8 protein-coding genes and 1 pseudogene are annotated in these 10,129 nt (G+C 45.1%); 4 read left to right on the top strand and 5 right to left on the bottom strand.

Translation table 11 applies throughout. The features are described 5' to 3' along the window. The 4 genes and pseudogenes from AOC28_RS11370 to AOC28_RS03355 all read left to right on the top strand — a co-directional run. Positions 1-3,828: MBG domain-containing protein (locus AOC28_RS11370; RefSeq protein WP_202816813.1), on the top strand; the 3,828-nt coding region annotated here is incomplete at its 5' end. Positions 3,829-3,891: 63 nt separating this feature from the next. Continuing rightward, positions 3,892-4,701, top strand: a pseudogene (locus AOC28_RS03365) (peptidyl-prolyl cis-trans isomerase); the annotation flags it as partial. Beyond that, a complete protein-coding gene (locus AOC28_RS03360) occupies positions 4,698-5,297 on the top strand; it encodes a hypothetical protein (RefSeq protein WP_072582535.1) in 600 nt (199 codons plus the stop codon). The pseudogene AOC28_RS03365 and the gene AOC28_RS03360, both read left to right, overlap by 4 nt. A 50-nt stretch (positions 5,298-5,347) precedes the next feature. Further along, positions 5,348-5,908 (top strand): hypothetical protein, encoded by a 561-nt coding sequence (locus tag AOC28_RS03355; RefSeq protein WP_143143865.1) that lies wholly within the window; start codon positions 5,348-5,350, stop codon positions 5,906-5,908. Between the two features lie 46 nt (positions 5,909-5,954). Here the strand turns inward: AOC28_RS03355 and AOC28_RS11295 are convergent, their stop codons facing one another. The 5 genes from AOC28_RS11295 to pgi all read right to left on the bottom strand — a co-directional run bounded on the left by AOC28_RS11295 (position 5,955) and on the right by pgi (position 10,051). After that, a complete protein-coding gene (locus AOC28_RS11295) occupies positions 5,955-6,164 on the bottom strand; it encodes a hypothetical protein (RefSeq protein ID WP_158009033.1) in 210 nt (69 codons plus the stop codon). Between the two features lie 271 nt (positions 6,165-6,435). Then, entirely contained in the window at positions 6,436-7,821 is a 1,386-nt protein-coding gene (locus AOC28_RS03345) for a phosphomannomutase/phosphoglucomutase (protein ID WP_072582533.1), read from the bottom strand. A gap of 35 nt (positions 7,822-7,856) precedes the next feature. Then, positions 7,857-8,225 (bottom strand): type II toxin-antitoxin system PemK/MazF family toxin, encoded by a 369-nt coding sequence (locus tag AOC28_RS03340; protein ID WP_072582532.1) that lies wholly within the window; start codon positions 8,223-8,225, stop codon positions 7,857-7,859. Continuing rightward, positions 8,225-8,485 carry a hypothetical protein gene (locus tag AOC28_RS03335; RefSeq protein ID WP_072582531.1) on the bottom strand — a complete coding sequence of 87 codons (261 nt, stop codon included), beginning with the start codon at positions 8,483-8,485 and terminating at the stop codon, positions 8,225-8,227. The genes AOC28_RS03340 and AOC28_RS03335 overlap by 1 nt, the downstream gene beginning before the upstream one ends. 75 nt (positions 8,486-8,560) lie before the next feature. Then, on the bottom strand, positions 8,561-10,051 hold the full coding sequence (gene pgi / locus AOC28_RS03330; RefSeq protein WP_072582530.1) for a glucose-6-phosphate isomerase: 1,491 nt from the start codon (positions 10,049-10,051) through the stop codon (positions 8,561-8,563). Between the last annotated feature and the right edge of the window lie 78 nt (positions 10,052-10,129).

Below are 10,129 nucleotides of genomic sequence, written 5' to 3'. Positions count from 1 at the left end.
ATCACTGCCAATAGCAATCAAGCCAAGGTCTACGGTAATGCTGATCCAAGCGCTTACACCTACGCCTTGCAGGCCAATAGCGCTGGTCAAGGTTTAGTTGGAACCGACACCTTTACTGGCGCCTTAACTCGCGCAACTGGTGAGAATGTCGGCAGCTACGCTATTGCCCAAGGCAGCCTCGCTAATAGCAACTACGCTATTACTTATGTGCCGGCTAACTTTGCAGTGACTGCTCGTCCAATTACCATTACTGCCAATAGCAACCAAACCAAGGTTTACGGCAATGCTGATCCAAGCGCATACACTTACACCTTAGAAGCCAATACCTCTGGTCGTGGTGTAGTTGGTGCCGATACCTTTACTGGTAACTTAACCCGCGCAACTGGTGAGAATGTCGGTAGCTACGCTATTGCCCAAGGTAACCTCGCTAATAGCAACTACGCTATTACTTATGTGCCGGCTAACTTTGCAGTGACTGCTCGTCCAATTACCATCACCGCCAATAGCAACCAAACCAAGGTTTATGGTGATCTCGATCCTGCGTTGCTTGGGTACACCACTGAAAATAGTAGTTTAGGTCGCGGTTTAGTGTCGGGGGATAACTTCACGGGTTCTCTCACAAGAGCATCAGGTGAGAATGTGGGTAGCTACACCATAGGCCAAGGCAGCTTAGCCAATAGCAATTACGCCATCAACTTTGCTCCTAAGAGCTTTGTGATTACGCCAGCCAACTTGACCCTGACCGGATCACGTGAGTATGACGGCACGATTGTGATAAACGGCGCTGCAATGCAGGCAAATGGTGTAAATGGCGAACGCTTTACTGTCGCCGGACAGGCAAACCTCTCTACAAAGAACGTTGTTTTTGATGCTAATAATTCTAATTTAGTGACATATCAGCAATTGCTGGAAGTAAGCGGCTTGGCATTAACAGGCGTTTCTGGAGCGCAGTTAAGTAACTATCGTCCATTGGCTACTACAAATACCCGGGTAACCATTAATCAACGCGCTGTTACTTTGACTGCGCCATCTATTTCTAAAGTGTACGATGGGCTCGCTTCATACAATATGACAGCTGGTGATTTGACGGCAATGTCAGGCTTGTTAGCTGGCGGGGATACCGTAACTTCTGCGAGTGTGGCATTTAGTCTGGCGAAAGATGCTTACGGCAACGATATTCTACGCAGCGATGCAAACGTAGGTTCCAATAAGGTTGTTAAATTATTATCTGCTGTTATTAATGATGGAAACAACGGTAAAAACTACAATAAATCGCTGGTAACTTCAGCTACCAGCGAAATCACCCCAGCCCCATTAACTGTGACAGCGGTGAACTCTGCGAAGTTTGTGACAGAAGCAGATGTTCATAATTATGATGGCGCAATCTATAACGGCTTTGTAGGTGTTGAGTCGGTAGCTAACCTCAATGGTGCATTAGCAATCTCACGTAGCAATTCTGGAAGTAATGCAGCAGGAACCTACACTTTGACCCCTGATGGTTTTGGAGCGTCTGGGGCTGTTAATGGTAACTATAAGGTGAGCTACCAGACTGGCAACTTTATCATCGTGCCCGCTAACCAATTGCTGGTCCAAGTTAATCCAGCTTCCACCACCTATGGTGGAACAGCAGATTACTTAGCAACTGCTAGATATTTGAAGTGCTCCATGTCGGATTGCAACGCCTCTGGATCAGTTAATACCATTACGAGCCTGACCCCGGTTATTAATGGCACATCAGTTAATGTCAATGATGGAGTGGGTGGTGCAGCAAGCTTCACTATTGCACCAGCGCTAGCTAAAAAGACTGGTTCAAATCAATATGCGATTGGCGGATATAACCTTTCTGCTGCAGACCCAGTAATTACAGGCGCAAACTTTAACTCCATGGTATTAACCGGCGGCTTGACTATTAATCGCCTGTCACTTTTGACGTCCCAATTGGGTATTTCAGGTACGCAGAAGGTATATGACGGTAATGCTGCTATTGCAGGATTAACCTTGCAGAGCAGCGTCGCATCCTCATCTATCCTTAACGGCGATAAAGTCACTATTGGTGGTAACGGCTACTTTGACGATCAACACGTCGGAACTGGTAAGACAGTTACTTTGAACATTTCTCTTGGCGGGGATGATGCTAATAACTACACACTCTCAAATAGTCAATTTACCAATAACACTGGAACGATTACCCAATTAGCGTCTGTAACCTATGTTGGTGCAACGGGAGGAAATTGGTCTAACGGTGGAAATTGGGCTGGTGGGGCATTGCCAAATCGCAATAACGTAGCGCAGGTCATCATTCCAACCGGAATCACAGTGAACTACGACAGTGCCCTGGTAGGCCGGATTGGCAGCACGATTAGCAACTCCGGAAATATCTTATTTAATGGCTCAAATGCCTTTGAATTTAACAACAACCTAACTGGTTCGGGAACTATTACTCAATCAGGCGCTGGAGCGCTAACCGTTAGTGGTGATAACTCGGCTATGACTGGCAATACCTTGCTTAGCAGCGGTGCTCAGTTGATCATTGGCAGTGCAAATGCGCTGGGTTCAGGTGCGGTAACTTCTGCAGGTGGCTTGCTGGGTGTAGCCAACAATGTTGTTCTCAATAGCCTGACCGTTTCTGGCCCAGTAACATTAACCAGTGATATTGCTACCTCCGGTACGCAAACTTATGGTGGTGTTGTAACCTTAGGTTCGGGTTATGCGGTTAGCGGTGCTCTTAAGCCAATGTTGCTTAACTCTAGCAATGGCAATATTGTGTTCAATGGTGCTTTAGTTGCTGGCGCATCCTCATTGACCAATAAACAGTCTCTGAATATTTCAGCCCCAAGAGGTCAGATCATCTTTGGGGATCGTGTTGGAGCCAATATCGTCGATGCCAGTGGTCAACTTTCAACATACAACGCAGCCTATCTAACTAGCCCCAATATCTTTAATTTGGATGTTGCTGCAAACAGTATTTTGATCAAAGGCAACATCACAACATTTGGTAATCAGACATACATAGGTCATGTATTGATTGGTGACAACGGTAGCAACGGCTTAACCCGTATTTTGTTATCCGAAGATCCGAGCATCACATTCAAAGGTCAGGTTGATGATGCGCAGGCTAATACCCATAACTTAGTGGTGGCAGCCATTGCAATTGACCCTACCCAAGATCAAGCGGTGACCTTTAATGGCGCGGTTGGATCAGTGGCGCCATTGGCTAGCCTCACTGTGAGAACAGGTGTGCAGAATCAAGAGGCTAATGCTTTAATTGCCGCCATTTCAACCAATCCAAATAATTATTCTGGTGTAGTTAATATCCTGAGTGACGTTACTACTAGCGGCAATCAAAACTATACCGCTAATACTATTGGATTGGGTAGTTCAGCTCTGGGCTCTACACCACAGGCATTTACAACCAATGGCGGAGTAATCTCATTTAACGTGGGAACCACTGGTAATAACTTGATCTCTAATGGCTCGGTACCGATTAATGTGACCTTAGGTGGTGGCTCCATTAATGGCTTTAGCACTGCTGGAGTTGCTTACAAGGTAACCGACCTAGTTGTCCCTGTTCCTCCTGTTGTTGCGCCACCAGCAGTGACTCAACCTCCAGTAGCAGTTGCCGAAGAGCAACCAGCACCTGTGCTTGCAAGTCTCCCAAGGCGTGATGAGGGCATTGCAACTGGCTCACTCATGGCCGCTCTGAATAAACGTGATGTGGAATATGTCCTTAGCAACGGTAAGGGCGCATCTGGATCCGTTTCTGTTACAAGCCCTGATGCTGAGTGCCGAGGCGATGATGAATCCTGCTTAAATGCAAAGCCTCTATAAAGGCCTTCTTAGAAGCTTGGTAGTATTTAGTCTTTAAATGGTTAATCAACGCATCACCAGAAAGTCTTCATGAAACTTTGCTTCACCATTATTTTTTCTGCCTTGTTATTAATATCTGCAAGTGCTTTTGCAGCAGATTTTGAATTCGTTGCCACTGTCAATGGTGTTGCGATTTCTAAGGGTCTATTTGATCTAAATCTCCAGGCCGCCATAAATCAAGGCCAAAAAGATAGTCCGCAGTTGCGTGATGCAATTAAGAATGAGCTCATCAATCGTCAATTAATTGTTCAGGAAGTAACTAAGCAGGGAATTGATAAGGAGTTAGATCTCCAGGATCAGATTACTCAGCTGCGCCAAACAATTTATGTGCAGGCATTCGTGGAGGAATACCTTAAGAAAAACCCTATCACCAATGAGAAGTTGCGTGAAGAGTACGATAAACAAAAGCAGCAGCTGGGTGGCGGAAGTGACTCTGCTACTCAGTACAAAATCAGTCAAATTGTTCTGAAGTCAGAGTCTGAAGCTATTGCGGTCATTGGCCGTTTGCAGGCGGGCGATTCTTTTGCCAAGGTGGCTAAAGATGCATCTTTAGATGCGGCAACTAAAGCGCAGGGAGGCTTATTAGGTTGGGTAGGGCCTCAACAATTAGCACCTCCAATTTCTGATGTAGTGGGTACCTTGGGTAAAGGTGGCTTCAGTAAGTCACCCATTAAGCTGGGGGATGCCTGGGTAGTCATCAAGGTGGATGACACGCGCTCCGCCAAGATTCAGAGCCTTGAGGCCTCCAAAAATCAACTAAGGCAGGCGATTATTCAGCAATATTTAGCCGAAACCATCAAGCGCTTGCGTGAGAATGCTAGGGTCGTGCAATGAAGCGGATAGTAACCATTTTCATGGTTCTAGCCACACAAATGGCGTGGGCAGGTGACAAATACCCCTATCAAAACTGGACCGCAGAATTGAGTGGTCGCGATAATGAGGCCTACACCATTGCGGACGCTAACACCTCATTTGGAACCTTTTGCGCTGGCGAGCAGTGTCTTTTTTATCTCCATCAAGGACTTAACTGTGCACCAGGGGCTAAGTACTCCGTTTTGATGAATAGCCCCAGCATCTCAACGGCCCTAACCATGGAATGCACTCTCATTAACGGCAATATTTTCCAGATTCTGACTCCATTTAATGCGGTATTAAAGGCCACCCAAGTAGGAGAGAGTATTGGATTTGCGGTGGCCTTACAGTCGGGTGCGTTTGCGGTGTCCCAATTTAGTTTGGCTGGTGCAAAACCCGCTATTGAGCGTGTATTAAATGAGGCGGCAAATAGCAAAAAGAGAGAGCAGCAGGTTCAGCCCCCTCAAATTTTGATCATTCCGCCAATTCAAATAGTGCCCAATAGCCCTCCAAATCAGGCGCCAAACACTCCAAAAAATACACCTCAAAAACCGGGTTCAAAGGATATTTCCATCTAAGAAATGGATCGCGCTAGATTATGACTATCAAGCAATTCAATGGCACCTATTTGCCAAAAGAAGATCGAATCTTGTTTCGCTTTAATACGCAGAGTCAAGAGGAATATCGCTTTTGGTTTACGCGCAGAACAACGCTGTTTATTCTTGCGGCAACCACCCATTTACTTTCCAAAAAGCTGGAACAAACACATTCATCTGATGCTGCAAAAGCAATGAATGACTTTGAAAAAGAAGCTATTTTAGAGACGGCAAAAAATGAAAATAGCGCAGCACAAGCCTATGAGTCTGGAGTCAATTTTCCTCTTGGATTTGATCCTATATTAGTAATGGATGTCACCTGCGCCTTAACCAAAGATGGTGAAAAATTAGTGCACATTAGTGATGTTCATGAAGGGGAAATTGATCCGGATTTATCGATGGATTTTGTCCTTCCTGGCGGTGCAAATTTAAACCTAAAGCTACCCCCAAATACTTTGCAAATGATGTGCGTTTTATTGGGTCAATTGCGATTACAGGCGGGGTGGGGAGAAGCCCTTTTGCAGACGAAAAATTCTCCATCAGAAGAGCAGAACTTTGAAGTAAAAACCAGTAAAAATATTTCCATTCATTGAGGGTATTTTTTCGTTTTTCTCTGCTCTGTTTCACCTCAAAAATCAATTAAAAGAGCGCATTCAAAGCTTTTGCAATAACCTCAAAAATCAACTCGTTTTTTTTCGGTTTGAACTTTTTATCCCCTTTGACGTTTTTTGAAAAAAATAAAGCCCCTAAATTCGGGGCTTGCAGAGCGTTCACTCTTGTCAGGGCATTAGAAAGTTTTCCACTTATCGAGTGGCAGACCTTCTTTATCAGTAATTTGATTGTATTCACTGATAAATTTTTCATTTTCAAGCTTCAAGCGCAACTCCTGCTCTTGTACCACAAGCGATGCTAAAAAGTTATTACAGACCTTCGAGATATTGATGCCTAACTTTTTGGCCTCAGCTAATACTTCGGCGTTCAGAGTGAGATTAGTAGTCTTTTAAGCATTTCTCTTTGTTGCTGGTGCGAGTAATGTCATGGATAGTCATCATCCAATTATCGGTGTCATTGATGCGCAGTCAATATGCGCTTAAATTATGGGGTTATTGCTTGGGGAAGATTAGAAAGGCAGTTTTGCACCTGGCTTTGCTGCAAGCAATACCGCCTTAAACTCCGCCTGAATACGGGCAATCGCTTCTTCACTATCTGCCTCAAAGCGCATAACAACTACTGGCGTGGTATTGGATGGACGAGCCAAACCAAAACCATCGGCATATTCCACTCGTACACCATCAATGGTATTGATGGATTCAGAAGTAGGAAACTTTGCATTGGCTTTAATGGTTTCAAGTAATTCAAAAGGCTCACCTTCAGCGCACGCAAGTTGTAATTCAGGCGTGCAAATGGCATTTGGCAAGTCATTGAGCGTTTTGTTTGGATCTTTCTCTTTGGACAGAATCTCCAAAAGACGTGCTCCCGTATAAAGACCATCATCAAAGCCAAACCAACGGTCTTTAAAGAAGATGTGGCCTGACATTTCGCCGGCCAGGGGTGCACCAGTTTCTTTGAGTTTGGCTTTCACTAAAGAGTGACCCGTTTTCCACATCAAGGGTTCGCCACCATGCTGCTTTACCCAGGTAGCCAGGTTGCGGGTGCACTTCACGTCATAAATAATTTGACCACCAGGATTTCGAGAGAGAACATCCTTGGCAAACAACATCATTTGACGGTCAGGGAAAATCACTTGACCATCTTTTGTAACCACACCCAAACGATCGGCATCGCCATCAAAAGCGAGGCCTAATTCATTATCGGTAGTCTGAAGGTTCTTAATCAGATCTTGTAGGTTCTCGATATGGGCCGGGTCTGGATGGTGGTTTGGAAAATGCCCATCAACCTCGCAAAAGAGTTCCTGAACTTCACAGCCCAGCGCTCTGAATAGTTGACCAGCAAATGCACCGCCAACACCATTGCCGCAATCGACCGCAATCTTCATTGGTCGAGCCAGTTTTACATCGCCAACAATGTGCTTGAGATACATCGGAAAGATATCGTAAGTAGAGCGTACACCTTGACCGGTAGCAAATTGCTTGGCTTCAATGCGCTCACGTAAGGCCTGAATCTGATCACCATAAATGGCCGCGCCACCCAGAACCATCTTAAAGCCGTTGTAGTTAGGCGGGTTGTGGCTGCCAGTAATCATGATGCCGGATTTCGGTTTCTTGCCATTAAGCACCTGGTTAGCACCAAAGTACACCATAGGCGTAGCAACCATTCCCAAGTCAATCACATTGATACCGGTAGAGAGTAAGCCTTCAGTCAAAGCTTCAATCAAACTAGGGCCAGATAAACGACCGTCGCGTCCGATCACGATTTCAGTCTCACCAAGTTCACGCATCTCCGTGCCAAATGCTTGGCCAATCTGTTTAGCAATCGATGGATCTACAGTCTCATCAATAATGCCGCGGATGTCATAAGCCTTAAATATAGATGGAGATAGTTGCACGGTTGGTCCTAAATAGATTTGGTGTTAATCGGTAATTAATGGGCAATTTCAATAATTGAATTTAGCCCCTCGCATGCCTCTTGAAAAAGGGCAGGTGGAAGACTTTTCCAGGGATGTGGTCTGGCCTTTCGAAGGCGCCAATCAAAAGATTTTGGCTGATGGGTCAAGATATATGCGGGATCACCTTTTCCAACCGAAAACTTGATTGCAAAGGGATTGGTTTCGTTAAACTGCGCGTGTGTCATCGGTAGACCAATCACAATGCCAGTTTTTTCATTAAAAGGTCTTGGTGAAATAACGAGCATTGGATGCTCATCCTTCATTTCTTTTCCTGATTGAGGATTGAAATTAATCCAGATCATATCCCTGCGTTCTGGAACCCAGAGTTTTAATTTTTCAACCATTAAATTATCTCTTTGCCAATAGGGGGGCAATTCATGATTTCGCCACCATGTTGCTCTGGATCATAAGCTTTTAATTTTTGATTGAGGCTTAATTTAGGCTTACCTACGACTCTGAGAAGCACGCCATTTTTGACGACTTCAACTGATATTGGAACGCCTTGGGAGAGATGTGCGGCTTTTGCAACGGGCGAAGTGATTCTGACGCCTAGGCCATTGCCCCATTCTTGTATCGTTTGCTCTACTTTAAGTGCTGGAGCCATGATTTACTCCTTGAGAGATTGTTTATACAAGTTTAAACAATTAAAGATGGCTTGTCAAATTAGGGTTGAAATAACCTAAGAATTAAACAAATTAATGCGAGCGGCCGTTACTTCATCGATGCCGGCATCAGCTTGTACCGTGCCATCATTCTTTAGAGCAGCTTCAATTGGTTTGGCCAACACTTTACCAAGCTCAACCCCAGGTTGATCAAAGCTATTGATATTCCAAAGAGCTCCCAACGCAGCCGTACGATTCTCATACAGAGCCAGTAAAGCGCCGAGATAGAAGGCATTGAGCTTAGGCAGAATCAGTAGGTTGCTAGGGCGTTTGCCTGGATAGGTGTTATTCGGGTTTTCAGTCTTTTTGCCATTGGCCAAAGCTTGCGCTTGTGCCAGGCAGTTAGATAACAAAATGCGGTGATGCGCCTTTGCCTCAGGCAAATTGCTCATCGGCTCACGCACGGCAATAAAATCAATCGGAATGATTTCAGTGCCTTGATGCAATAACTGGAAGTAAGAATGCTGCGCATTGCTACCGGAGCTACCAAAGACTACTGGGCATGAGAACTTGACTGGCTTGCCATCACGATCGACGCTCTTGCCATTACTTTCCATATCAAGTTGCTGCAACCACTTCGGAAACCAATCCAATGCATCCGCATACGGAATAACAGCATATGACTTGATGTTGTGTTTCTCTTGTTGGTAGAGCAGGCTCAGTGCCATGATCACCGGAAGATTATCCTCAAGAGGGGCAGACTTAAAATGCTGGTCCATTGCTTGAGCGCCAGCTAAGAACTGCTTGAAGGTATCAAAACCATACTGCAGGGCAATTGGTAGACCTACGGCAGACCATACAGAGTAACGGCCGCCGACCCAATCCCAAAACGGATAGATATGGTCTTGATTAATGCCAAATTCTTCAGCTGCCGGAACGTTTGCCGTTACAGCAAAGAGTGATTTGCTTACTTGACTATTGGTAAGGCCATTATTTTTAAGCCATTTCACTACCGCTTTGGCGTTCATGCTGGTCTCAAGCGTCGTAAATGACTTCGAAACAATAATGACTTTAGTGCTATGCGGTAAAGCGCGTTGCAATATGCGAGCTAAATCAGCGGTATCGATATTGGCCAAGAAATGCATGCGCATCCCGCGGCTTTCAATATCGGGTACATGGGCTAAAGCCTCAATGGCGAGGCGCGGACCAAAGTCGGATCCACCAATACCAATATGAATGACATCGGTGACGCCGACCCACTTATTGCATAGAGCTTCAATGCGGTGCCAAACTTGAGCAACGTCTGGCATGACATCTTTGCCATTTACCAATACGGGAGATTGGTCAAGATTGCGCAGAGCAGAGTGCAGGGCAGGACGATTTTCAGAGTTATTCACTGACTTGCCAGCGAATAGGTCGGCTATAAACTGCTCTAAATGAGCTGCTTTAGCCTGCTTAAAGAGGGATTTCCAGCTGGCAGCATCAATGCCTTGATACGCGCTATCTAAAACGATATCTTGGGCGCTAAATAGGGTTTTCAGATTAACTGCAGCTGGTTTAGAAGACATTGATAGATTTTATCAAGAAGTACCTAAAAACCCACTAAAACACTGAAAATGTTACGATTTCAGGATGGAAATAACAAT

It is taken from the genome of Polynucleobacter sp. MWH-Adler-W8, from assembly GCF_001889925.1.
GTDB lineage: Bacteria > Pseudomonadota > Gammaproteobacteria > Burkholderiales > Burkholderiaceae > Polynucleobacter.
Note: the sequence above shows the minus strand (reverse complement) of the source record. Positions and strands in the feature narration are given on the sequence as shown.

What these genes read in the sequence shown, in the direction of transcription:
- AOC28_RS03340 (WP_072582532.1), bottom strand. Translation starts at nt 8,225, where the DNA reads ATGGTTGAAAAATTAAAACTCTGGGTTCCAGAACGCAGGGATATGATC.
- AOC28_RS03360 (WP_072582535.1), top strand. Translation starts at nt 4,698, where the DNA reads ATGAAGCGGATAGTAACCATTTTCATGGTTCTAGCCACACAAATGGCG.
- pgi (WP_072582530.1), bottom strand. Translation starts at nt 10,051, where the DNA reads ATGTCTTCTAAACCAGCTGCAGTTAATCTGAAAACCCTATTTAGCGCC.
- AOC28_RS03335 (WP_072582531.1), bottom strand. Translation starts at nt 8,485, where the DNA reads ATGGCTCCAGCACTTAAAGTAGAGCAAACGATACAAGAATGGGGCAAT.